The sequence below is a fragment of the Prevotella sp. genome, assembly GCF_051059605.1.
In the GTDB taxonomy this organism is placed as follows: Bacteria; Bacteroidota; Bacteroidia; order Bacteroidales; family Bacteroidaceae; genus Prevotella.
Window position 1 is genome coordinate 470,822 of the sequence record NZ_CP050883.1, and the last position, 23,600, is coordinate 494,421.

Genomic DNA, 23,600 nt, shown 5'->3' on the forward strand with positions numbered 1-23,600 from the left:
TAGAGTAATAGGGCGAATTTTGATTCGCCCTATATTCATTTAATAATACAAGACTATGAAAGTTTTAGTTGCAACAGAAAAACCATTCGCAGCTGCAGCTGTAGAAGGTATAAAAAAAGAAGTTGAAGCAGCAGGTAATGAACTTGCTTTGTTGGAAAAATACACTGATAAGGCTCAGTTGCTTGATGCAGTTAAAGATGCTGACGCAATGATTATCCGTTCAGATAAAGTTGATGCAGAAGTGCTAGAGGCTGCAAAGAACATGAAGATAGTTGTTCGTGCAGGTGCAGGATATGATAATATTGATCTTGCTGCCGCAACAGCTAATAATGTTGTTGCAGAGAATACTCCTGGACAGAATTCAAACGCTGTAGCTGAATTGGTATTCGGATTGTTGGTTTATACAGTTCGTAACTTTTATAATGGCAAAGCTGGTTCTGAGCTTATGGGCAAGAAAATCGGTATATTGGCATTTGGTAATGTAGGTCGCAATGTTGCACGTGTAGCAAAAGGCTTTGGCATGGAAGTTTATGCTTTTGATGCTTTCTGTCCTGCAGACGTTATTGAAGCTGCTGGTGTACACGCTGCAAAGAGTCAAAACGAATTGTTCCAGACTTGTGACATTGTTTCTCTTCACATTCCAGCTACCCCAGAGACAATAAAGAGCATTAATTACGCAACAGTAAATCAAATGCCTAAGGGTGGCATCCTTATCAATACAGCACGTAAGGAAGTAATCAATGAGCCTGAGCTTATAAAGTTGCTTGCTGAGCGTGAGGACTTGAAATATATTACAGACATCAAGCCTGATGCAGATGAGGATTTCAAGACGTTTGAAGGTCGTTATTTTTCAACACCTAAGAAGATGGGTGCGCAGACAGCAGAGGCAAATGTAAATGCTGGTATCGCTGCCGCAAAGCAGATTAATGCTTTCTTTAAGGATGGTTGTACAAAGTTTAAGGTAAACAAGTAAGATTTACTTATATATCCTACCCACGTCTCTTTAATTGTAATCATGACATGGGTAGGATTTTTTTCATACATTATTTTAGATCCATTACCATGGCAATTATTAAACCTTTTAGAGGAGTGCGCCCTCCAAAAAATCTTGTGGAACAAATCGAGAGTCGTCCTTATGATGTTCTTAATTCAGAAGAGGCTCGTGATGAAGCTGGCAACAATGAGAAAAGTCTTTATCATATTATAAAGCCTGAAATTAATTTTGATCCAGGTACAAGTGAATATGATGCAAGAGTTTATGAGAGTGCAGCAGAAAATTTCGATAAGTTTCAAAAGAGAGGTTGGCTAGTCCAAGACGATGATGAACACTATTATATTTATGCACAGACAATGAATGGTAAAACCCAGTATGGTTTAGTTGTTGGTGCGTATGTAAATGATTACCTTAACGGAGTGATAAAGAAGCATGAGCTAACGCGTCGTGACAAGGAAGAGGATAGAATGAAGCATGTACGTGTATGCAATGCTAATATTGAACCCGTATTTTTTGCTTATCCAGATAATGATGTGTTGGATGCAATTATAAACAAGTATGCAGGTACCCAACCAGAATATGATTTTATTGCTCCTATTGATGGATTTAGACATCAGTTCTGGGTGTTATCTGATGATGCAGATATAGCAGTTATAACAAACGAGTTTAGCAAGATGCAAAGTCTATATATTGCTGACGGGCACCATCGTTCGGCAGCTGCTGCACTTGTTGGTGCTGAGAAGGCAAAGCAGAACACTAACCATACAGGTAAGGAAGAGTATAATTATTTCATGGCTGTATGTTTTCAGGCTAGTCAATTGACTATTCTTGATTATAATAGGGTAGTGAAAGACTTAAACGGTTTGACTGCTGAACAGTTTATAGAGGCTTTGAAAAAGAATTTCGAAGTAACTTTGATTGGAGAAGCAGAATATAGACCTAAGCAGTTGCATGAATTCTCTTTATATCTTGATGGTAAATGGTATAGTTTAATTGCAAAAAGTGAAACATACGATGACACAGATCCTATAGGAGTTCTTGATGTTGACATTTCCAGCAGATTGATTCTTGATAATATACTCGGTATTAAAGATTTGCGCTCTGACAAAAGAATTGATTTTGTTGGAGGATTGCGTGGTCTAAAAGAGCTTAAACGCCGTGTTGACAACGGAGAGATGCGTATGGCTTTAGCCCTTTATCCTGTAAGTATGAAACAGATAATGGATATTGCCGACAGTGGAAAGATAATGCCACCTAAAGCTACTTGGTTTGAACCAAAGTTGCGTAGCGGCTTAGTTATTCATAAATTACAATAAATGACAGAAGATCAATATAAAACTATAGATAATGAAATAATAGGCGAGGGATGTTACACTGAAAAGAGAAGCAAGTTTCTCGCTTTTGCCCATCACATAGAATCGGTTTATGAAGCAAAGGATTTAATTGCTGTGTATCGTAGGAAATACTATGATGCACGGCATTGTTGTTATGCTTACATGCTTGGACCTGACAGGGCAGAATTTAGAGCAAATGATGACGGAGAACCAAGTTCTACAGCAGGAAAACCTATACTAGGTCAGATAAATAGTGCTGAACTTACTGATATCCTTATCGTTGTGGTAAGATATTATGGCGGAGTGAATCTTGGTACAGGTGGATTAATTGTTGCCTATCGTGCTGCTGCAGCTGAAGCCATATCTAATGCTATTATAGAAATACGTCAAGTTGAGGAAACTATAAAGTATGATTTTACTTATCCGATGATGAACGATGTGATGCGAATAGTTAAGGAACTTCAACCAAAAATTATTGATCAGAAGTTTGATAATACATGTAGCATAACATTGCGAATTCGTAAAAGCGAGGCAGAGTTGTTGAAAAGCAGATTAAAGAAACTTTCTTTTGAATAGTGTATGTGTAATATCTGTTAAATACGATCACTTCAATTCTTGTTGATAGTCTGTTTCCGTTTTTTTTATTACTTTTGCATGACATTTATTGGAAGATTGGCAGAGTGACCGAATGCGCTGGACTCGAAATCCGGTATACCCTTTTCGGGTATCGGGGGTTTGAATCCCTCATCTTCCGCAAAGCAGAAATCAATCATATTGTCTGCATCATCATCTATCATAGATATCAAAAAAGAAAAACAACCGAAAATAAACTAGTTGTTTTACTGATGACTTTGATATAAAATTAGATGATATTCTTCTTCTGCCGATGATAAAGACATATGCAGTATATTACCATACATGATTTGATTTATGAGCATAATGATGTGAGCTTTTACAAGCTGATATGGAGATAAAAGGTTGCGTAACTATGCTTATGTATACTGATATTAAGATAGTCAATGATATGAAAATAGACCTGCTTAACAGTATAAAATAAACTTTAATCTTTGTTTGCTAGTTCTATGAATAATTCGTAAATTTGCACATTTAGAAAGAATTTCCAAATAAAATTTTGATGTATTCGGCTAAACAACGTGATGATTTCAGACAATTGTTTACTAAGGAGTATAAACATCTGTATTATTATTCTTTACAGATAACCAGACAACCTGAAGCAAGCAAGGATATCGTGAGTGAAGTGTTTGCTCGCGTATGGGAGCATTGGGCTGATTGGCAGCAGGAAAATATGTCAAGTATGCTTATGGTGGCAGTCCGCCGTAAGTGCATAGACTTCCTGCGCTGTAATGTTGTAGCTTCAAAATATGCCAAATACTATATTCGATCTGTGGATGAAGCTTATGTGCAGGATTCTGTACATTATAATCAACAGTTACAGATAGAAGCCATGATGAAGTTGTTGCCTGAACCCACTCGTACTATACTGTATAAATGCTATGTTGAACATTTAAAATATGATGAGGTGGCAAAGCAGATGAACATTCATCATGATACCGTAAAACGACATGTCATGAAGGCTCTTAAGATTTTGCGTGATAAGTATGCCGGAAAAAGCCCTGATGACATTGCCACCGATTTTGAGCCTGAAACGTATTAATACATAGACAACTGATAAATTATGAAAGATATTACGATTGATGATATTGCCATGAAGGTGATGAAATCCACAACAGAAAAGGTGGAATTATCAGAAGAGGAAGTTTCTATGTTGGAGAATGATAAGGAAATACAGAAAAGTCTCCAGTTACTTGCAGCAGCACAACGTAGTATGCTGGAAGCCACTATGCCTATTCCTGATGTTAATGGCGAATTGGAGAAAATCATAAATGAAGAGGATGTAAATGAAACTTCAGAACACCGTCATCTTATAGGACATGTTATAAGTGCTGTTGTTGGGGCTGCAGCCATGATAGCATTGGTCTTCGGTTATAATTATTTTTATGGTATTGGTGAATCCGCTGATAAAATATCCAGAGTGGAAACCGGAAGTGGTGAGACAATGACGATAAATCTAGCAGATGGAACTGAAATCATTCTTAATGACAACAGTTCTATAGAATACCCTCATGGTTTTACGGGAACAGACAGAATCGTAAAACTATCAGGTGAAGCCCTTTTTAAAGTAAGCAAAAACAAGCATCATCCTTTTATTGTCGAGACGGCTCAAATCAGGACACGCGTGTTGGGAACTGTTTTTGATGTTAAGGCATATCCTGGTATGGAAGCGTCGGTGGCTCTTGTTGAGGGAAAGGTGGAAGTGAAAAATATGTCTTCGGGCAAAGTCACGAATATAATTCCAGGTCAGCAGTATCAAATGAATATGGCGGGTAAGGCAGATATAAAGAAGGTAAATACGGATGAAACTACAGCTTGGAGTGATGGCGTGTTTTATTATGATAACAAGCGATTGGAAGACATTATGTATGCTCTTGGCAGATGGTATAATCGAAAAGTGGTGTTTAAGGATTCTGCACTTAAAGATATAAGGCTTAATTTTGCGGCTGACCGTAAGGGAAGTATTCAAGAAACTGTGGAACTGCTTAATAGTCTTGGAAAAGTAAAAGTGACAATAGATAATGAAAAAATTGTGATAGAGTGAAACTAAAATAACGAAAAACAAATCATTTTGATGTTTTTTCTTCTTTTATTGCCACCATTTCTTGTTTATCAACGTATCTATTTATGTTCACACAAAATAGACTTTAATTTATGGTAAAAAAGATGAGACTTTTGTTGTGGCTTATTACAGTCACATTATGTTTTGCCACACCGACTTTACATGCAGAAGGGCTACAGCCCAAGAATCTTGTAACGCTTTCATTACACGGTGAATCTATGGCAAGTGCGCTGAAGATAGTGCAGAAGCAATCAGGATGGAAAATTCTATATGTTGTAGACGATGTGAAGGGCTATACTGTTGATGTCAACATCAGTAACGCAACAGTAGAGGAAGCTGTTGCCAAGATTCTGAGTGGCAAGCCTTTTACTTATTCTGTCAAGGGGAAATTTATCAGTATCGCATATAAGGCGACAAAAAAACAGGATAAAAAAGAAACGGTCGCAAACAGGCTCAGACAAATATCCGGTGTAATAACGGATGAAAGTGGTGAAACGCTTATCGGAGCTTCAGTTAATGTTCCTGGCTCACCTTATGGTACTATTACGGGAACAGATGGAAGGTATGAACTCCTGATACCGGAAAACTGTAATGACGTACAGGTTAGTTATGTCGGAATGCATACGTCCATGGTGAAGGTGGGGCGCAATGAAAATGTTAATTTTGTGATGACCGCAGACCATACAACTATTGATGAAGTTGTGGTAACCGGTTATCAGACTCTTTCAAAAGAGCGTTCTACCGGTTCTTTTTCTAAGGTTACGGCTGAGGATCTTCAGAGTAAACGAATGAACTCAATATCCAGTTTACTTGAAGGAGAAGTGGCGGGATACAACAATGGACTTATACGTGGCGTGACAACTATGAATGCTACGAAAACACCGCTGTATGTCATTGATGGTTTTCCCGTAGAGAATACCAAGATGGGGGCGTATGGTTCTTTGGAAGAAGGTCTGCCTGATATCAATGTTGATGATATTGAGAGTATAACAGTTCTAAAGGATGCTGCTGCCGCAAGTATATACGGAGCGCGTGCCGCCAATGGTGTCATTGTTATTACAACCAAGCATAAAACTAGTAAATCAAATAAGACAGATGTTTCTTTCAGTACCACACTGACTTGGCATCCTTATAAAATGTATACTGGCAATATGGCTGATTCTAAACTTGTTGTGGACTTGGAGAAGGAATGGGCATCACAAAATACTAATCTTTTAGGTAACAATGCCGCAAGTTATGCCCAGAATCTTCTTGATTACAAGGTTTATCCAAGTGCCGGTATTACCAGTATCCTTAATTATTATGCTGGCAATACATCCCAAAGCGATATGGAACAGACGCTGACTAGTCTTTCTTCAAAAGGTTATAACTATTATGATCAGATGGCAAAATATGCTAAGCGTGATCCTCTATATCAGCAGTATAACCTAGGAATAGTCAGCAATACAGGTAAGAATATGTTCAAGACGGATGTCACCTACCGTCATGATGCCAATGAGGATAAGTATAGTGGTAATCAGTGGCTTGGTTTGAATCTTGCCAATACCACTCAGTTTACAAAGTGGCTTTCTCTTGATATGGGGGCTTATATGAAATTTTCTCAAGATAATGCGCAGGGATATGATGTCATGAATCCGGGTTATAGTGTATTGCCCTATGATGATTTGGTAAATTCAGACGGTAGCAATTATACAAAGACACAGAATAGTTATCTGAGCACAGAGACTGTTAATTTGATAAACAAGTATGGACTGTATAATCTTGACATTACTCCTCTGGATGAACTCAAACGCAATACGACAGTTACAAAGGGCTTCAACGTCAGAGCTTATGCAAGATTGAATATAGAATTAACCTCGTGGCTGAAATACTCAGCTTCATTCCAATATGAGCGTTCGTCGTATAAATATGAGCAGATAGCGGACAAGCAGAGTATAGCCACCAGAAACAATGTTGACAATTTTGCTTATGACAAAAATGGCTCTGCTGTTTATGCCATTCCTTATGGAAATATTTTTAACCGCAGAGACCAGTATGTAAGGACGCTCAACTTCCGCCAGCAGCTGGACTTCAATAAAACTTTTGGAAATGTGCATAACGTCGTTGCCATATTGGGTACAGAGACACGTGACACCAAGATCGATATGCATCGCAGCCAAATGTTCAACTATGACACGGATATGTTAAGCTCCGGAACTGTGGATGAAACTTCGCTGGTTTCCGGATTTACGGGAATTCTGGGGAACTACAGTTATCTGCAGACTACAGATCTGAACGCCTCTTATGAGAATACTAACCGTTTTGTATCTGTATATGGTAATGCTTCGTATACTTATGATGACCGCTATACGGTAACAGGAAGTCTACGTTGGGACCGCTCCAATCTATGGGGCACCAGTAGTAAGTTTCAAAACAAACCCACATGGAGCCTCGGTGCCGGTTGGATTATCAGCAAGGAAAAATGGTTTTACGCTCCTTGGGTGAATTATCTGAAGCTGCGTGTCAGTGATGGTATCGGTGGTAATGTGTCTAAAGACTCAGCTCCATATTTGGTGGCATCTTACTATACTAATTATAATGTGGGTGGAAAATATGGATATGTGTCTTCACGGCCGAATTCAAAACTTTCTTGGGAAAAGACCAACACCTTTAATGTGGGTGTGGATTTTGCGGTGCTTGGCAACAGACTCAATGGTACTTTGGAATATTACAACAAGAAAGGTACAGACTTGCTCGCCAGCACTATGGGCGTGCCTACGGAAGGATACGGCTACAGCACATATACTATAAACAACGGCGAAATGAATAACCGTGGTTTTGAGGTCTCTCTTAAAGGTTTAATCCTGCATAGTCAGGACTGGCGCATTTCTGCCAATACCACTTTTGGCTATAACAAGAACAGGGTAACTTACGTGAATGTCAAGGCTCCAGTGTATTATCTTGCCCTTGACTATGCGTCAGCTTATCCTACCATAGGATATGAATACAATGCTATATTCGGATATAAATGGGCTGGACTGAGTTCTAATGGACTTCCACAAGTGTATGATGAAAAAGGTGAAATAACAAGCCATCAGCCTACTAATCTGGAATCTCTTCAATATCAGGGAACTACAGTTCCTAAATATAATGGTTCTTTAGGTGCTGAAATTTCATATAAGAACTTTGATTTCAACATTCTGTTTACTTATGCCGGCGGACATATAATGCGTAATGTCAATCCGGCATTCCTTACTTGTTCTTATTCACGTCTGGGATATATAACCAATATAGCCAGTGCTTCTTCAGCGCTTGCTGGTCGCTGGCAGAAAGCCGGTGATGAGGCTTACACGAATGTTCCAAGAGCTATATTTGCTGAAAGCGGCTATTCTGCTTCAGAACTCTACAACGTGTATTACTATTCTTCACAGAACATATTGGATGCTGACTATCTGAAGCTTAGCAATATTTCTCTTTCTTATCACATACCAGTTTCCGTATGTAGAAAGCTGTCTATGCAGAATGCCCGTGTACAGGTGAATGTGGAAAATCCTTGTATGTGGACACATACCGATCAGGCTAAATACCAGTTGGGCGGTTATAATGCCACAAACTATATGGTAGGTTTATTCCTGAATTTCTAAACTAATAAAAAAGAAAATATGATGAAGACATATATTTCAACAATAATGACTGTTCTCGCGGCAGCTTTGCTATTTACTTCGTGCAATGACTATCTTAACGAGAAACCCAAGGGAAAGAAAATCCCGGCTACGCTTGCGGATTATGAGGCTTTTCTGCGTGACGAGTATGATGTTCACCGAATGGATGTCGGTCAGTCGGCTTATTTGCTTAACGACCGCTACCTCACTAATTCCAATGCAAGTTATTATCCTATGTATGCCGCCAACTACAATTGGGATACATCTGTAGACCGTGTTTATTATAACAATAGCGACGAGACTACTTATTACGCTGCTTATTCGGGTATCAACTATTGTAATCTTGTGATAGAGAATGCGCCTACGGCAACAGAGGCTGCTGATGCTCAAAAAAATGAAGTAGTGGCATACGCCAAAGTACTTAGGACGATGCATTATTTTCTGTTGGCAAATTACTATGCAAACACTTATCAGAGTGGTAGTGCTGCAGAAACGCTTAGCGTACCTTTGATAACAAGCAGTGAAGTGGGGGCTTCTTACACTCAGGTTACGGTAAAGCAGATTTATGATTTCATGATAAATGATCTCACAGAGGCTATTCCATATCTTCCTGACATGGGCACCACGATATTGCATCCTGGCAAGGGGGCTGCATACGCGATGCTGGCAAGGATATATCTGCAAATGATGGATTATACAAATGCTTTGGAATATGCAGACAAGGCTCTTGCCATAAATGACAAACTGATAGACTGGAATGAATTCTATAAGGCAAACAAAAGTGTTATTGACTCAGAAAGTTCAGCCCAGACTTCACAGACTCCTCTTGGATTCAACTGCGTGGAAAGTTATAATTTCAACGATGGTAGTAGTTCTTCTGGTGCCAGAATGAATAATATGCCACAGTGGAGAGCAAAAATGTTTGAAGACAGTGATATTTATTTCAAGTGTAACTGGAAACTTTATACTGTTGGTTCAGAGACTTATTACCGTGGTATTACCACTGGAACAATCAATTACAATGGTATGCGCACAGTGGAACAGTATCTCATAAAGGCTGAATGCCTGGCACGTGATAATCAGCTGACTGAGGCAATGGATGTTCTCAATACCGTAAGAAAACATACCGTTAGTACTGATAAGTATGAATCCCTTACAGCTTCGTCTGTCGCCGAGGCCATAGAGTATATACGCCGAGAAAAGGATAATCTGTTGATTTACAGTATCGTTCCTTTTGCTGATGCCAGAAGATATAACGCTGAGGGAATCTATACTCGTACGTTAAGCAAAGAGAAAGACGGCAAGACCGTGACACTTTCTCCTTCAAGTTATATGTGGACATTCCCTTTCCCTCAGGGAGCTATTAAAAATGCCGGTAATGGCAGTATTACACAAAATGTTGCAAAATAATAATATGTATATAATGAAAAAATTGTCAGTTTTACTAATTGCCTTTTCTGCCTGTGTGGCAGTGAACGCACAGTCTGTTGTTTCACTGAATATCAGTGGACTTCCTGATGGCACAGAGATTGAAGCCGTGTATGCCTGCACGCATCAGAGTAAAGAACCGGTTGTTGCTGAAGCCAAAGTGATGAACGATCAGTGTGTTGTCACGGTTCCTATGGATGAACCTCGCTATGTAGGATTCAAGGTCAAGGGGTACGATGGTTATGTTGCTCAGTTAATGACCGATAAGAGAGAAACACCTAAGGTTACTGCTGCTGCTGGAAAAAATGTTACAGACAAGGGAACTTATTATTATGGTTCTGATGTCAAAGTTATCAATAGTCCACTTGAGGCCGAGTATATAAGCAAGATAGATGCCAAACGCAAATATCTGGATATTCTGTATGAAGCTTTTCATAATGGATATACAGATACAAAGAGTGTGGGTTATGTCGCTGCTGAGAAAAAATTCTTCACAGAAGTGGAAAAGACCTATAAAGCTATTGCTGCTGACAATAAAGACTCGTGGTGGGGACCATTCTCTATGTTGGCTCTGTATTCTTATTTCACAGCGGAAAACACTGCAGACTGGGCACAGTTTTCTACAGAAGCCCAGCAGAGTTATTATGGTCAGTTGTTGAAGAAAAAGATTTCTCCTGAAGGACTGGTAGGCAAAGATTATCCGAAATTCAGTTTCACTGATGCCAAAGGAAAGGTTAATGAAGCTGTCAAGACAGTGAAAGGTAAAAAGATATTCCTTGTTGATTTCTGGGCAAGCTGGTGTGTACCATGTCGCAAGGAAATTCCTAATCTGAAGAGTATCTATGCTGCCAACAGCAAGAAAGGACTGGAGATAATAAGTGTATCCATTGATAAGAGTGAAGTAGCCTGGAAGAAAGCTCTTGAGAAGGAAAATCTGCCATGGCCTAATGGTATTGACAAGAGTGGTGTAGATGATTTGTATCATGTTCAGGCTATTCCTGCAATATTTATTGTGGATGCAGTAACTGGCAAGGTGATTGGTGAGAACTTGCGTGGTGAAGAGCTTGCTGCCAAGGTTGTTGATTTGTTGAAGTAAGCATTGCTTTTTCCAAATTAATATAAATAAGGGATGACATATATTGTCATCTCTTATTTTATGCTCGGAATATACATCAACTAAGAGGGATTATGCTTACCTGGGTATGCTATCCTATATGATGAGTGTGTCAAATGGTACCCTAAATGAGGAACGTCGGTATACAGAACAGCACGTACGGTGGTGTGAGAGGTTAGTCAATACAAAAACAGGAGATAAATACCTATAATTAGTATTTTTCTCCTATCCGATTGTTTTTCAGTGGCAACAATTATATTATTCCTTGAGCAAGCATTGCTTTGGCAACCTTTAGGAAACCAGCAATATTCGCACCTTTTACATAATTAATATATCCATCAGGCTCTGTGCCATATTTTACACAGTTGTCATGGATATCATCCATAATGGCGTGCAGTTTAGCATCAACTTCTTCACTTGTCCATTTAAGACGTTCTGAGTTCTGACTCATCTCAAGACCTGATACAGCAACGCCACCAGCATTAGAAGCTTTTCCTGGACAATATAGAATCTTAGCATCTTGGAATTGTTTGATTGCTGCAGGAACAGTAGGCATGTTAGCACCCTCAGTTACAGCGATAACACCGTTAGCAATGAGAACTTTCGCAGCCTCTTCGTTTATTTCATTTTGTGTAGCGCAAGGAGTAGCTATATCGCCTTTTTCAGACCAAGGTTTTGCTCCCTCTACATATTTAACTCCATATTTCTCTGCGTATTCCTTAATACGTCCGCGCTCTACATTCTTAAGTTCCATGACGTATGCAAGTTTTTCCTTGTCTATACCATCAGGATCATAAATGTAGCCGTCTGAATCTGACAATGTAACAGGTTTTGCGCTTAATTCAAGAAGTTTCTCAATTGTGTACTGAGCTACGTTACCTGAACCGGAAACAAGTACTGTCTTACCTTTAATGTCAATGTTACGAGTCTTCAGCATGCTCTGAAGGAAGTATACATTACCATATCCTGTAGCTTCAGGGCGGATAAGAGAACCACCAAATTCCTGACCTTTACCAGTAAGAATACCAACAAACTGGTGTGTTAGTTTTTTATACTGACCAAACATGTATCCAACTTCACGACCACCTACACCAATATCTCCTGCTGGAACATCTTCATTAGGACCTATATGACGATACAGTTCTGTCATGAATGCTTGGCAGAAACGCATAACTTCAGCGTTGCTCTTGCCACGTGGTGAGAAATCTGAACCACCCTTTGCTCCACCCATAGGGAGTGTTGTCAATGAATTCTTGAATGTCTGCTCGAATGCAAGAAACTTTAATATCGATAGGGTCACTGATTTGTGGAAACGTAGACCTCCTTTGTAAGGACCGATACAGTTGTTATGCTGAACACGGTAACCCATGTTGGTCTGAACATGACCTTTATCGTCTACCCATGATACGCGGAATTCTATTAGGCGGTCTGGAATGCAAAGACGATCAATAATATTAGCTTTTTCAAATTCTGGATGCTTGTTATATTCATCCTCAATAGTTTCCAGTACTTGACTCACTGCCTGAATATATTCTGGCTCGTTAGGAAATCTGTTTTTCAGTTTTTCTACAACTTCTGTTGCTTTCATAATCTTTCTTCTTTTATTGGTTGGTTAAATTAAGTCTGCTCTATTTCTTTATGATTGCAAAGATATGTTTTTTTAGTTAGAAAACAAACAAATAGTTATATTTTTTGTTTTAATTGTGTAAAAAAGATAGTTTTTTGTGGTTCTGTTATCTTTTGGTAATACTGATGAAATATATTGCTCCTTTTTGTCGTATATAAAAAGAAAGTCCGGTATGTTAATACCGGACTAATATTTATTTGATGCTAAACATCTTCTTAAATAACTTCTTAATACTGTTTTCTTTCTTGATTGGCTTTTGCGTGTTAGGTACAGCTGTATTGTTTTTCGGTTTAGCGTTTGCAGCCTGTGGATTATTTCTCTTTTTGTAGTTGCCTTCTACATTTCCACGTCGCTTATTGTATTGAGGTTTTGTCTCATCATACTTTTTGCGTGGCTCAGCTCCCTTTTGAGTAGGCTGTTGATCGTCCTTTTTGTATTCACCCTTATTACTATTGCGTGCTTTGTATTCGCGTCTTTCTTCAGCAGTATAATAGCGTTTCTTTGGATAATTACTTTTTGGGGCGACATCACCTTCAGTTGCATTTGCGTTGTTCGGATTACTATATTTCTGTCTTTGATTCTGTTGCTTCTTATCCTTATGTGTAGACTGGTCTCTGTCGTTTCTTCTGCGGTTCTTTGCAGAAGTTCCATTCTTAGGCTTTCCGTCAGACTTGTATTCTGGTGATTCACCTAATCCCACAGGGAGAGCTACTTTTTCAACATCTTTTTCAAGGAATTTCTCAATCTGCTGGAAATAGTAGATGTCGTCTTCTGACACAAAAGTTATTGCTGTACCAGTACGTGCAGCTCTTGCAGTACGTCCAATACGGTGAACATAATCCTCTGCATCGTGAGGCACGTCGTAGTTGATTACCATTGCAATGTCATCAATGTCTATTCCACGTGATACAATATCCGTAGCTACGAGTACGTCTAATTGTCCACTCTTGAATTTGAACATCACATCATCACGAGTAGCTTGATCCAAGTCAGAATGCATTTCACCACAATTGATATGCTTGCGTTGAAGAGCACCTGCTACCTGTTTTACTTTTATTTTGCTTCCGCAGAAGATGATTACACGCTGAAGATCACCATTCTTGAATATATCTTTTATGACACCCATTTTCTGAGTTTCATAACAAACATAAGCCATCTGCTTTATTTTCTCAGCAGGCTTGCTAACAGCAAGTTTTAGTTCTACTGGATCCTTAAGCAAAGTCTTTGCTAGTCCTTCAATCTTGCTAGGCATTGTTGCCGAAAACATGATTGTTTGGCATGTCTTAGGTAGTTTATTCGCTATCTTTATGATGTCATCAGAAAATCCCATATCAAGCATTCTGTCAGCTTCGTCAAGAATGAAGAATGATACTTTACTTAAGTCGACATTGCCAAGACTGATGTGAGAAATAAGTCGTCCTGGAGTGGCAATAATAATGTCTGCTCCAAGTTGTAAACTCTTAATCTCTTGATCATATCGGTTTCCGTCATTACCGCCGTAAACAGCAACACTGCTGACCCCGTTAAGGTAATATCCAAATCCTTGCATCGCTTGGTCTATCTGTTGTGCAAGTTCGCGTGTAGGACTCATAATAAGGCAATTTATCGCCTTGTCTGGATAACCGCCGTCATCTAGTTTACTTAATACGGGCAATAAATATGCTGCCGTTTTTCCTGTTCCTGTTTGTGCTACCCCTAATACGTCTTTGCCCTTTAATATTTCAGGAATACATTTCTCCTGAACAGGTGTGCATTCGTCAAAATGCATATCATATAGAGCGTCTAGGACGTTTTCATTTAAATTTAACTCGTCGAAATACATAAATTTCTTTTTATTAATTTGGTGCCTGTCTGTAGCAGTAATAAGCCACAGCGGCAAATATTATATTTGGTATCCATGCTGCTATCATTGGTGGAAGATTAGCATTTATGGCAAATGTTGATGATACCGTCTGCAACATTATATATATAAAGCTGAGTGCCATACCTATTCCAAGATACATACCCATACCGCCTTTACGTTTCTTTGCAGATAGTGAAAGACCTATAATAGTCAGTATGAATGATGCAAAACTTGAAGCTATTCGTTTGTGATATTCCACCTGAAATTGTACTACATTGCTGGAACCACGATCTATTTGTTTTGCAATGTAATCTTGTAGTTCAGGATTGGTGAATGTTTCTTGTTGTCCCCTTGAGTACACCAAGTCATTAGGTTCCATTTGTATTAAAGTATCTTTTTTTACTCCGGTCTGTATTTGTTCTCGGTATCCATTAAATCTGCGTATCTTAAAATTACTAGCAGACCAGTGATATTTAGAGTCACTTACTGTGTCATATTGGATTTCCATTGCTGTCATGTGGCTGACAAGTTTCTTATTATTGAACTTGTCCAAAGAGAATCCGTAACCTTTTTTAGCGTTGTTGTCATAATGCTGGATGTATGCAATTGTACCTCTCTCAACTTGAAGCATTACGTTGTCAGCAGCAGTATTCTTCTTTTTGTTTTTATACATTGACTCAAAATTCTGCCTTATGACATTACTATGTGGAATAACGTATCCGCTCAAATAAAAAGACAATGAAGATAGCAATATACATGAAATCATATACGGACGCATTAGACGTCTGAAAGATATGCCAGTAGCAAGCATGGAAATGATTTCACTGTTCCCAGCCAGTTTTGACGTAAAGAATATTACTGCAATGAAAACAAACAATGGACTGAACAAATTGGCGAAGTACGGAATGAAATTCATGTAGTAATCAAATACAATAGCTTTTAATGGCGCATGATATTGACTGAATTTCGCCAAGTTCTCATTTATATCAAACACAATTGATATAGTTATAATCAGCGCAATAGAATAGATGTATGTACCAATAAATTTCTTGATAATATACCAATCTATTCTCTTGATATAGCGTAATGGATTCAGATACTTTATCCAACGCATCTTATGACATGTCCATCTTAATATTTTACGCAACCACGCTGTATGGCTATAAAGCCATTTTGCAAATCTGTGCAGCCATATTGGGTGCTTGCTGATCCAGCGCAGAAAGCTATATAGTTTATGATGTTTTTTAAGTCTACTGAATTCCGTCATGATTATTTATAAACGTTGACCTAATTGATCTATTATAGAGTTTTTCCATGCAACAAAGTCACCTTTCTCAATGTGATTTCTTGCATCTGTAACTAGTCGTAGATAGAAAGCCAGATTGTGTATACTGCCTATTTGCATTGCAAGAAGTTCTTTTGCCTTGAACAAATGATGAAGATATGCCTTTGTATATACTTTGTCAACTTCACATCCGCCTTCGTCAATAGGAGTAAAATCATTTTCCCATTTTTTGTTACGCATGTTCATTGTTCCATTGTAAGTAAACAATAATGCGTTGCGACCGTTGCGTGTAGGCATAACGCAGTCAAACATGTCAACACCGCGTTCTATTCCTTCTAGAATGTTTTGGGGAGTGCCAACTCCCATTAGGTAACGAGGCTTGTCTTTTGGTAAGATTTCGTTAACCACTTCAATCATCTCATACATGACATCAGTTGGCTCTCCTACAGCAAGACCACCAATAGCATTACCATCAGCACCTTTGTCGGCAATAAATTTGGCAGCATCGCGTCGTAAATCCTTATATGTGCATCCCTGAACAATAGGGAAGAGGCTTTGATTGTATCCGTAGAGAGGTTCTGTCTCATTGAATCTTTTAAAGCATCTATCTAGCCATCTTTGAGTCATGGCAAGACTTTTCTTGGCATACGCATAGTCGCTTTTGCCTGGAGGACATTCGTCTAGTGCCATCATGATATCTGCACCGATGACACGTTCTGTATCCATTACGTTCTCTGGTGTGAAGATGTGCTTACTTCCGTCGATGTGTGACTGGAATGTGCATCCTTCTTCAGTTAGTTTACGAATGCCAGTCAGTGAAAACACTTGAAAGCCTCCACTGTCTGTAAGAATAGGACGTTCCCATCCGTTAAAGCCGTGCAAACCACCTGCTGCACGGAGTGTTTCCAATCCAGGACGAAGATACAGATGATATGTGTTTCCAAGAATGATCTGAGCATTTATCTGATCACGCAATTCACTGAAGTGTACACCCTTTACGGTACCAGCTGTGCCTACAGGCATAAAGATAGGTGTCTTTATCTGTCCGTGGTCGGTTGTAATAACTCCAGTGCGTGCGTCGCTTGCGTTATCTGTGTGTTGAACTTCAAATGTCATTTGTCTTTTTCTTCTGGAATAGTAAATTCTACAGCATTTTCTACTTTCTCTTCTGTTAGGGCGAAGTCCCAGACCTGTTGAATATTCTCAACATAATGGAACTCAACACCAATACGATATTTCTCAGGTATTTCCTCTATATCCTTTTGGTTTTCCTTGCACATTACGATGTCGGTTATTCCTGCACGCTTTGCAGCAAGTATCTTTTCTTTTATACCACCTACAGGGAGAACTTTACCCCTAAGAGTAATTTCACCAGTCATAGCTGTATTTTTGCGCACTTTGCGTTGGGTTATAGCAGATGCTATTGATGTAGCGATTGTTATACCTGCAGAAGGACCGTCTTTTGGTGTTGCACCTTCTGGTACATGGATATGTATATTCCAGTTGTCGAAAATCCTATAGTCTACGTTCAATTTGTCAATGTGAGCCTTTACATATTGTAGAGCTATCATTGCCGATTCTTTCATCACGTCACCTAGGTTACCTGTTAAAGTGAGTTTGCCTCCCTTACCCTGATTTAGTGATGTCTCAATAAACAAAATTTCACCACCAACACTTGTCCAAGCCAAGCCTGTTACTACTCCAGCATAGTCATTACCTTGGTATATGTCTCGGTAGAAAGGTGCTTTACCCAATAGAGTTTCGATTTCGTTTGGAGTAATGTTATTTTCTACAATATAGCCCTTAACAGCTTTCTGGTATGCTATTTTGCGTAAAGCCTTGTTTATTTGCTTTTCTAGTTGTCTTACACCGCTTTCACGTGTGTATTGTTCAATAATTCTTTCAAGTGAGACCTTATTGAATTTTATTTTAGGTCTTATAGAATCCAGACCTGTATTCTCAAGTTCTTTAGGAAGAAGATGGCGTTTTGCAATTTCAATTTTTTCTTCTGTTATATATCCGCTTACCTCAATTATTTCCATACGGTCGAGTAGAGGGCGTGGGATTGTATTTAGATCATTTGCCGTAGCAATGAACAATACCTTTGATAAGTCATAATCCACGTCAAGATAATTATCGTGGAATGCGTTGTTCTGTTCTGGATCCAAAACTTCAAGAAGTGCCGATGAAGGATCACCGTTTACAGTGTTTTGAGTTACCTTATCAATCTCATCAAGTATGAATACAGGGTTGCTAGAGCCAGCCTTTTGTATGCTCTTGATGATTCTTCCGGGCATAGCACCAATATATGTGCGGCGATGTCCGCGAATCTCAGATTCATCGTGCACACCACCTAGCGATACACGCACATACTTACGGTGCAATGATTCTGCAATGCTCTTACCAAGAGAGGTTTTGCCGACTCCTGGAGGGCCATAAAGACATATAATAGGTGATTTAAGATCTCCGCGTAGCTGTAGTACGGAAATGTATTCAAGGATTCTTTCCTTAACTTTTTCCATACCATAGTGGTCATGATCCAAAACCTTTTGGGCACGATTGATATTCAAGTCGTCTTTAGTGTATACACCCCAGGGTAGGTTCACCATGTTTTGTAGGTAATTAACCAAAACGGAGTATTCAGGACTTTGCGGATTACATGTCTCTAACTTATCCAGTTCCTTATAAAATACCTTTGAAATATCGATGCCCCATTTTTTACCTTTGGCTTTTTCCAAGAGCTCGTGAATTTCAGGAGAAGTTTCACCATGTCCAAGTTCTTCCTTGATGTTCTTGATCTGCTGTTGTAGGAAATATTCTTTCTGCTGATCATCAAGGTCAGTGCGAGTCTTTTGGAAGATATCCTGCTTTAGCTTCATTAGCTGAATGTCACGGTCTAGTATCTTCAGCAATGATAAAGCACGCTCTTTTATGTCCTTTGCCTTTATAAGTTTTATTTTTTCTTCAACATCCAAAGGCAAATTTGAACAAACAAAGTTTATAGCCAATACATCATTATGTATATTGTCAAGGGCGAACTGAGATTCGTCTGGCATTTCATCGCTAAGTGTGATGTATTTTTTTGCCGTGTTGAGCACGGTTTCATATATGGCCTTGAATTCTTTATCTTTTGCTGGTGTAAGATCTTCAGCCAAAGGTGAAACCTTGCCTATGTAATATGGTTTAGTCTTTACTAAATCCTCTAACTGACATCTTCCTAATCCTTGAATGATTGCAGTGACATTTTTGTCAGCTCCAGGCATTTCAACGACTTTAACAATCTTAGCATAGACTCCAGTATTATATAAATCCTTAAATGTTGGATTTTCAATATTTTCATCTTCCTGACTGAAAATTCCGAATATTGTTTCAGGGTTCTTTTGTAGTTTTTTTATGAGCTTTACGCTAGGTTCTCTACCTACTAGGACAGGCATAAGTATACCTGGGAATAATACTAGGTTACGTGTAGCAAGAATAGGAATGTCGCCGGCGATGTTTATATCAAGCAGGTTGTTGATATCGCCTTCATAGTCGGCAATCATTTGTATTGATGTATATTTGTTATTCATTTTTCTAATTGATAACTTTTTGGTCTGCAAAGATACATATTTTAATTAGAAATTCTGCAAAAGCGGGGGATAAAATGAACTTAATAATATGTAAATCAGTAAAATGTATAAAATAAATCTATTTGATATGCGTTATTCTAATGATTGATTATGAATAATGATATCTTTAAATTCAGACAATTTAATGTCTGTCAGGATTTTGACGGCATGAAGGTAGGCTCCGATGGGGTCATGCTTGGAGCCTGGGCTAAAGGAGGCAATCGCATTCTTGATGTAGGAACCGGTACAGGATTGATTGCGTTGATGATGTCACAGCGCTTCCCAAATGCGGAGGTGTTAGCAATAGATATTTCTGAGGATGCTTTTGCACAGGCTGGTAGAAATGTTGCTAACAGCAAATTTGCTGATAGAATCGAAGTTAGGCATATATCTTTTCAAGATTTATCAGTTGCAAATCGTTTTGATGCTATTGTGACAAATCCTCCTTTTTTTATCGATTCTTTGAAGAACCCGAATCAAACTAGGAACCTTGCGCGCCATACAGATATGTTGTCTTATTCAGACTTGTTTCATTCTGCTAAGAGATTGTTAGCTAATGAAGGTTGTCTTTCCGCTATTATACCCTCTGATTATAAGGATAGATTTGTTCAAGAGGCTTGTATTTGTGGATTTTTCATCTCTCGGATGTATGGAATAAAGACTGTGGAACGTAAATCTGTTAAGCGTTATTTGTTGGAATTTAAACTTAAAAGGTCTGATATCATAGAAACAAAAACGTTCACAATGATGACTCATGATGAACGTTCTGAATGGTATAAAAACTTAGTTTCTGAATTTTATTTATAAATTCAGTCTACGTTGGATAACCTTGTTAATAGCCAAAATATGCCTTTTCTGTCTGCTTATGTCTTTTCTGAAAATATTTATTTCGTTAAACAGGTCGGCTGCGGCGTTTTGTACTGCGTTTGGCTTACGTAATTTTTTGTCGGCATAAGGGTTTACGATAACTTTTATGCCCTTTTCTTTCAGTGTTATTTCGATATCTTGTCCAGTCATCACTGGATCTCCGTCATAGTGAATATATCCAGGTTCTTTGCGATGTATTCGAAGATGCTTGCATTTGAAAGTCTTTATCTTTGAATTTTTGTCCAAAGTCTTGTTAAACATGTCTATGCTTATCTGTGGAGCTTCAATTACATCAAATGGTTCCATAACTATTATATCCATCAGACCATCGCTCATTGAAGCTTGTGGTGCTATGTATGCATTGTTTCCATATTGTGATGCATTGGCGCATGAAATGAGAAATGCTTTTAGGCGTGTAATGCCTTTCTCATCTTGTATTTCATAAGTTTCAGGCTTATATTTCAGCCCCTCTTTTAAAACATTTTCCACATAGGTTATAGGTCCTCGTTTACCAGCTTCAGCAAACTTGTGGCTTACAAAAGCATCAAATCCCATTCCGCATGTGCAGAAAAAAGGAATATCATTTATTATTCCGTAATCAAGTTGGTGTATTTCGCACAGATTAATTATCTGTATAGCTTTTGCTAGGTTCATTGGCAGCATCAGGTGTCTTGCCAGTCCGTTTCCGGAACCACATGGAATTATGCCTATTGCAGTGTTTGAATTTACAATGGCTCTAGCCACTTCATTCACCGTTCCATCACCACCTACAGCTACGACGATGTCTATGTTGTCGTTTTTAGCTTTAGATGCAATTTCTGATGCATGTCCTGCATATTCAGTGAGTGCAACCTCATAATCGAATATATCATGGTTGATATATTTATCAATTAAACTCGGTATTCCAGCTTTGTTAACCGTGCCTGAGATTGGATTCATTATAAAAATTATCTTCTTTTTTTCCATGAGTTTATTATCTGCTGCAAAATTAATAAAATTGTATTATAAATGTGTTTTACCTTTGAATATTTTCACTATTTGGTATATTTCTTATGAAAAATGGAGCATTATTAGTTCTTTTTTGTATCTTTGCAGCCTAAAATGAATATAAAGTAGTTTACTACACCTATTAAAATGGGACAGTTACAAGAAAGATACAAAAAATATCGTGAGCCTCAGAAATTCATGGAGGCAGGCGTGTATCCTTATTTTCGTGCTATAACAAGCAAGCAGGGTACAGAAGTTGAAATGGCTGGTCATAACGTTCTTATGTTTGGTTCTAATGCCTATACTGGTTTGACTGGCGACCAGAGAGTTATTGACGCAGCTAAAGCTGCTCTTGATAAGTACGGTTCAGGATGTGCTGGAAGTCGTTTCCTTAATGGAACACTTGATTTACATGTTCAGTTAGAAAAAGAACTCGCAGAATTTATTGAAAAAGACGATACACTTTGCTTTTCAACAGGTTTTTCTGTTAACCAAGGTGTCTTGGCTCAAGTTGTTGGTAAAGGTGATTACGTAATTTGTGATGATCGTGACCATGCAAGTATCGTTGATGGACGTCGTTTGTCTTTTGCTCGTCAGCTTCATTACAAGCACAACGATATGGAAGATCTTGAGCGCGTTTTAAAAGCATTACCTGAAGAAGCAATTAAACTTATTGTTGTTGATGGTGTATTCTCAATGGAAGGTGATCTTGCTAATTTGCCAGAAATCGTAAAATTAAAGCATAAGTATAATTGCTCTGTCATGGTTGATGAGGCACATGGTTTAGGTGTATTCGGAAAGAATGGACGTGGCGTTTGTGATTATTTTGGACTTACAGATGAGGTTGATCTTATTATGGGTACTTTCTCAAAGAGTTTAGCTTCAATAGGTGGTTTTATTGCTTCTGATAAGGATACAATAAACTATCTTCGTCATACATGTCGTACATATATCTTCAGTGCATCAAATACTCCTGCTGCAACTGCTGCTGCAATGGAAGCACTTCACATCATACAACAGGAACCTGAGCGCATAGAGCATCTTTGGGATGTAACCAAGTATGCCTTAAAGCGTTTCCGTGAAGAGGGATTTGAAATTGGTGAGACTGAGAGTCCTATCATTCCTCTTTATGTACGTGATATTGAAAAGACATTTATTGTTACGAAGTTGGCTTTTGATGCAGGTGTTTTCATCAATCCTGTTATTCCACCAGCTTGTGCTCCTCAGGACACTCTTGTACGTTTCGCTCTTATGGCTAATCATACAATAGAGCAGGTTGAACGTGGAGTTGTTGCTCTTAAGAAGGTATTCGTTGAGCAGGGTATAATTAAGAAGTAATTTTGTATATATAAAATATACTAAAAGAGGCTACAGATTTTCTGTAGCCTCTTTTTTATGTTAGTTTATATTTTTTGCTTTATTGATTATAAACGGTCATATTCATTTATATTGATAAAATATTTTTTATGATAATGCAACTTTTGAGTTGTCCGTTTATAAGTAAATATATTTGTTTTTGTACAATAAAACGTTTGCTTTATATTGATAAATGTTTGATTAATATATTTACTTTGTTTTTATTTAAAAACAAAGTTGTTCGCTAGCCACATATGTTTTTAGAGTTAATATGTAGAAATGCTATTAGCAAAGTATATAGTCTTACATCATTATGTAGTGATGGGATTTACATAAAAGTTATAAAAAAAACATTGAATTATTTGGTGCTTTCGGATAAAAGTGATACCTTTGCATTCGCAATTGAGAAATAAGATGCAAAGCGGGGTGTAGCGCAGCCCGGTAGCGCTCCTGGTTTGGGACCAGGCGGCCGCAGGTTCGAATCCTGTCGCCCCGACTTTTATTCTTATTCCATGCAAGCGGGGTGTAGCGCAGCCCGGTAGCGCTCCTGGTTTGGGACCAGGCGGCCGCAGGTTCGAATCCTGTCGCCCCGACAAAAATAAAAAAGAGACAATCTAAGGATTGTCTCTTTTTTATTTATTATAAAAATTCAATAAAGTTATTCTTGAATATATGTAAAATAAGTGGCTCGGTTCGTAAACTTGGGGATTTAACGGCTTTGTTCATGAGTTTGGGAATTAGCAATTCTACTCATAAAGTTTAGCAACCCTGAAGTGGAAGAATCTTCTATCAGCCACTTTTCTAGATGTAGCTCTGAACCC

Annotated in this window: 16 protein-coding genes and 3 tRNA genes; 13 read left to right on the top strand and 6 right to left on the bottom strand. The window is 38.4% G+C overall.

Translation table 11 applies throughout. From position 1 onward, the window contains the following. Window positions 1–55 precede the first annotated feature (55 nt). The 9 genes from HEQ28_RS01850 (at window position 56) to HEQ28_RS01890 (ending at window position 11,188) form a co-directional block, all read left to right on the top strand. Window positions 56–973 carry an NAD(P)-dependent oxidoreductase gene (locus HEQ28_RS01850; RefSeq protein ID WP_434503494.1) on the top strand — a complete coding sequence of 306 codons (918 nt, stop codon included), beginning with the start codon at window positions 56–58 and terminating at the stop codon, window positions 971–973. 89 nt (window positions 974–1,062) lie between these two features. Beyond that, window positions 1,063–2,310: a DUF1015 domain-containing protein gene (locus HEQ28_RS01855; protein WP_434503495.1), complete on the top strand. Its 1,248-nt coding sequence runs from the start codon at window positions 1,063–1,065 to the stop codon at window positions 2,308–2,310. Next, window positions 2,311–2,904, top strand: a complete 594-nt coding sequence (locus tag HEQ28_RS01860; RefSeq protein WP_434503496.1) for an IMPACT family protein — start codon at window positions 2,311–2,313, stop codon at window positions 2,902–2,904. Between the two features lie 90 nt (window positions 2,905–2,994). Further along, window positions 2,995–3,082, top strand: a tRNA-Ser gene (locus tag HEQ28_RS01865). A gap of 381 nt (window positions 3,083–3,463) precedes the next feature. Then, window positions 3,464–4,003 (top strand): RNA polymerase sigma factor, encoded by a 540-nt coding sequence (locus HEQ28_RS01870; protein ID WP_434503497.1) that lies wholly within the window; start codon window positions 3,464–3,466, stop codon window positions 4,001–4,003. Window positions 4,004–4,024: 21 nt separating this feature from the next. Further along, window positions 4,025–5,005 (top strand): FecR family protein, encoded by a 981-nt coding sequence (locus HEQ28_RS01875; protein WP_434503498.1) that lies wholly within the window; start codon window positions 4,025–4,027, stop codon window positions 5,003–5,005. A gap of 122 nt (window positions 5,006–5,127) precedes the next feature. Further along, window positions 5,128–8,646 carry a SusC/RagA family TonB-linked outer membrane protein gene (locus HEQ28_RS01880; RefSeq protein WP_434503499.1) on the top strand — a complete coding sequence of 1,173 codons (3,519 nt, stop codon included), beginning with the start codon at window positions 5,128–5,130 and terminating at the stop codon, window positions 8,644–8,646. A gap of 21 nt (window positions 8,647–8,667) precedes the next feature. Further along, window positions 8,668–10,074 (top strand): RagB/SusD family nutrient uptake outer membrane protein, encoded by a 1,407-nt coding sequence (locus HEQ28_RS01885; RefSeq protein WP_434504408.1) that lies wholly within the window; start codon window positions 8,668–8,670, stop codon window positions 10,072–10,074. A 13-nt stretch (window positions 10,075–10,087) separates the two neighbouring features. Continuing rightward, a complete protein-coding gene (locus HEQ28_RS01890; RefSeq protein ID WP_434503500.1) occupies window positions 10,088–11,188 on the top strand; it encodes a TlpA family protein disulfide reductase in 1,101 nt (366 codons plus the stop codon). 271 nt (window positions 11,189–11,459) lie between these two features. Here the strand turns inward: HEQ28_RS01890 and HEQ28_RS01895 are convergent, their stop codons facing one another. From HEQ28_RS01895 to lon, 5 genes are all read right to left on the bottom strand, one after another. Continuing rightward, window positions 11,460–12,794 carry an NADP-specific glutamate dehydrogenase gene (locus HEQ28_RS01895; RefSeq protein ID WP_434503501.1) on the bottom strand — a complete coding sequence of 445 codons (1,335 nt, stop codon included), beginning with the start codon at window positions 12,792–12,794 and terminating at the stop codon, window positions 11,460–11,462. 232 nt (window positions 12,795–13,026) lie between these two features. Continuing rightward, window positions 13,027–14,655, bottom strand: coding sequence for a DEAD/DEAH box helicase (locus tag HEQ28_RS01900; protein WP_434503502.1), 1,629 nt, complete (start codon window positions 14,653–14,655; stop codon window positions 13,027–13,029). Between the two features lie 13 nt (window positions 14,656–14,668). After that, window positions 14,669–15,943, bottom strand: coding sequence for an LptF/LptG family permease (locus tag HEQ28_RS01905; RefSeq protein ID WP_434503503.1), 1,275 nt, complete (start codon window positions 15,941–15,943; stop codon window positions 14,669–14,671). Window positions 15,944–15,949: 6 nt separating this feature from the next. Beyond that, window positions 15,950–17,077 carry a tRNA guanosine(34) transglycosylase Tgt gene (gene tgt / locus HEQ28_RS01910; RefSeq protein WP_434503504.1) on the bottom strand — a complete coding sequence of 376 codons (1,128 nt, stop codon included), beginning with the start codon at window positions 17,075–17,077 and terminating at the stop codon, window positions 15,950–15,952. Then, window positions 17,074–19,530 (bottom strand): endopeptidase La, encoded by a 2,457-nt coding sequence (gene lon, locus HEQ28_RS01915; RefSeq protein WP_434503505.1) that lies wholly within the window; start codon window positions 19,528–19,530, stop codon window positions 17,074–17,076. The genes tgt and lon overlap by 4 nt, the downstream gene beginning before the upstream one ends. A 150-nt stretch (window positions 19,531–19,680) precedes the next feature. Here lon and HEQ28_RS01920 point away from each other — a divergent pair, with 150 nt between their 5' ends. After that, complete coding sequence (locus HEQ28_RS01920; RefSeq protein WP_434503506.1) at window positions 19,681–20,376, top strand: tRNA1(Val) (adenine(37)-N6)-methyltransferase; 696 nt, start codon at window positions 19,681–19,683, stop codon at window positions 20,374–20,376. Here HEQ28_RS01920 and HEQ28_RS01925 read toward each other — a convergent pair. Further along, window positions 20,371–21,402: a diacylglycerol/lipid kinase family protein gene (locus HEQ28_RS01925; RefSeq protein ID WP_434503507.1), complete on the bottom strand. Its 1,032-nt coding sequence runs from the start codon at window positions 21,400–21,402 to the stop codon at window positions 20,371–20,373. The genes HEQ28_RS01920 and HEQ28_RS01925 overlap by 6 nt on opposite strands. Window positions 21,403–21,570: 168 nt before the next feature. Between HEQ28_RS01925 and spt the strand changes: the two genes are divergently transcribed. From spt to HEQ28_RS01940, 3 genes are all read left to right on the top strand, one after another. After that, the gene (spt, locus tag HEQ28_RS01930) at window positions 21,571–22,761 is read left to right on the top strand and encodes a serine palmitoyltransferase (protein ID WP_434503508.1); all 1,191 of its coding nucleotides are present in this window, start codon (window positions 21,571–21,573) and stop codon (window positions 22,759–22,761) included. Between the two features lie 440 nt (window positions 22,762–23,201). Then, window positions 23,202–23,275, top strand: a tRNA-Pro gene (locus tag HEQ28_RS01935). 23 nt (window positions 23,276–23,298) lie between these two features. Continuing rightward, a tRNA-Pro gene (locus HEQ28_RS01940) sits at window positions 23,299–23,372 on the top strand. Window positions 23,373–23,600 lie beyond the last annotated feature (228 nt).

Coding starts and splice junctions, on each gene's coding strand:
- HEQ28_RS01860 (WP_434503496.1), top strand. CDS start 2,311: ATGACAGAAGATCAATATAAAACTATAGATAATGAAATAATAGGCGAG.
- HEQ28_RS01855 (WP_434503495.1), top strand. CDS start 1,063: ATGGCAATTATTAAACCTTTTAGAGGAGTGCGCCCTCCAAAAAATCTT.
- spt (WP_434503508.1), top strand. CDS start 21,571: ATGGGACAGTTACAAGAAAGATACAAAAAATATCGTGAGCCTCAGAAA.
- HEQ28_RS01900 (WP_434503502.1), bottom strand. CDS start 14,655: ATGTATTTCGACGAGTTAAATTTAAATGAAAACGTCCTAGACGCTCTA.
- HEQ28_RS01895 (WP_434503501.1), bottom strand. CDS start 12,794: ATGAAAGCAACAGAAGTTGTAGAAAAACTGAAAAACAGATTTCCTAAC.
- HEQ28_RS01870 (WP_434503497.1), top strand. CDS start 3,464: ATGTATTCGGCTAAACAACGTGATGATTTCAGACAATTGTTTACTAAG.
- HEQ28_RS01920 (WP_434503506.1), top strand. CDS start 19,681: ATGAATAATGATATCTTTAAATTCAGACAATTTAATGTCTGTCAGGAT.
- HEQ28_RS01905 (WP_434503503.1), bottom strand. CDS start 15,943: ATGACGGAATTCAGTAGACTTAAAAAACATCATAAACTATATAGCTTT.
- HEQ28_RS01880 (WP_434503499.1), top strand. CDS start 5,128: ATGAGACTTTTGTTGTGGCTTATTACAGTCACATTATGTTTTGCCACA.
- HEQ28_RS01925 (WP_434503507.1), bottom strand. CDS start 21,402: ATGGAAAAAAAGAAGATAATTTTTATAATGAATCCAATCTCAGGCACG.
- HEQ28_RS01890 (WP_434503500.1), top strand. CDS start 10,088: ATGAAAAAATTGTCAGTTTTACTAATTGCCTTTTCTGCCTGTGTGGCA.
- tgt (WP_434503504.1), bottom strand. CDS start 17,077: ATGACATTTGAAGTTCAACACACAGATAACGCAAGCGACGCACGCACT.
- lon (WP_434503505.1), bottom strand. CDS start 19,530: ATGAATAACAAATATACATCAATACAAATGATTGCCGACTATGAAGGC.
- HEQ28_RS01850 (WP_434503494.1), top strand. CDS start 56: ATGAAAGTTTTAGTTGCAACAGAAAAACCATTCGCAGCTGCAGCTGTA.
- HEQ28_RS01875 (WP_434503498.1), top strand. CDS start 4,025: ATGAAAGATATTACGATTGATGATATTGCCATGAAGGTGATGAAATCC.
- HEQ28_RS01885 (WP_434504408.1), top strand. CDS start 8,668: ATGAAGACATATATTTCAACAATAATGACTGTTCTCGCGGCAGCTTTG.